At 48.3% G+C, this 1,215-nt stretch carries 2 protein-coding genes; both read left to right on the top strand.

Annotated elements, in window-relative coordinates:
* On the top strand, nt 1–813 hold an 813-nt coding region (locus H8S45_RS15775; RefSeq protein ID WP_186950583.1), incomplete at its 5' end, for a sugar phosphate isomerase/epimerase family protein.
* On the top strand, nt 810–1,215 hold a 406-nt coding region (locus tag H8S45_RS15780; protein ID WP_186950585.1), incomplete at its 3' end, for an alcohol dehydrogenase catalytic domain-containing protein. The genes H8S45_RS15775 and H8S45_RS15780, both read left to right, overlap by 4 nt.

A 1,215-nucleotide genomic window follows, 5' to 3' on the forward strand; every position in this document is an offset into this window, starting at 1 on the left:
GTTTTACCTGTATCGTTGTATGAAAAAATAGTATCAGGTGAAATTACGCTTCATGATTGGATGAAAAACGCCAAGCGGCTGGGGCTGGATGCGGCAGATATCAGTACAGTTATGCTGAAAGAACACACGCCAGTTTATCTGAACCGTGTAAACAGGTTGATTGATGAAATCGGTATTCCGATAGCGATGGCATCCGCCTACCCAGACTTCACACATCCGGACGCTTTGCAGCGCGAACGCGAACTGGAATACTTGAGGCGGGATATCGCAATGTGTTCAGAACTGAGGTTGCAATATGTTCGCGTGCTGGCGGGACAAGCTCATCTGGAAACTAGCCGCGAAGAAGGCATTCGTTGGGCAGTAGAAATGCTGCGCCGCGCCGCGGTTACGGCCGCTAAATTTGGCGTAACACTGGTTTATGAAAATCATTTCAAGCCAACGGTATGGGAGTATGCCGATTTCAGCTTTCCAATCGATATTTTCCTCGAAATTGCCCTGAAAATTAAAGGAAGCGGTGTAAAACTGAATTTTGACACTGGCAATGTGACGGCACTGGGCTTGGACCCAATTCCCATTCTAAAAAAAATATATCCCGATGTGGCGACAGTCCATATTTCAGATATGGCAGAGTTGGGTAAATTTGCTCCGGTTGTTATCGGTACTGGCGTGACCCCGAACAAAGAGATATTGGCGTATCTGAAACAGCAAGGCTTTAATGGGTTGGTCTGCATAGAAGAAGCAAGCGGAACAGGATATGATGGTATCCGTAAGGCCGTAGAATTTGTTCGAAGCGCATGGGAGGAGGCGTTATGAAAGCGTTAGTAGTAATAGAAAACGGATTGGCCGAGATGCGCGAAGTGAAAACACCGGACTATGGAGCGGATGAGGTGTTGGTTCGCGTAAAGGCCTGCGCAATCTGCGGTAGTGATGTTCATGGCTATGACGGGTCGAGTGGTCGCCGTCAACCACCGATCATTATGGGGCACGAGGCAGCTGGAATGATCGAATGTATTGGAGAGCGTGTGACACGGTACAAACCGGGCGACCGAGTCACGTTTGATTCAACAGAGTACTGTGGTTCATGTTATTATTGCCGTAAAGGCATGGTGAATCTGTGCATGCATCGTCGCGTACTCGGCGTCCATTGCGCGGAATATAGCCGCGACGGTGCTATGGCGCAATATATTGCAGTGCCAGAAAGGATTCTATATCATA

Source organism: Agathobaculum faecis (assembly GCF_014287995.1).
Taxonomy (GTDB): Bacteria; Bacillota; Clostridia; order Oscillospirales; family Butyricicoccaceae; genus Agathobaculum; species Agathobaculum ammoniilyticum.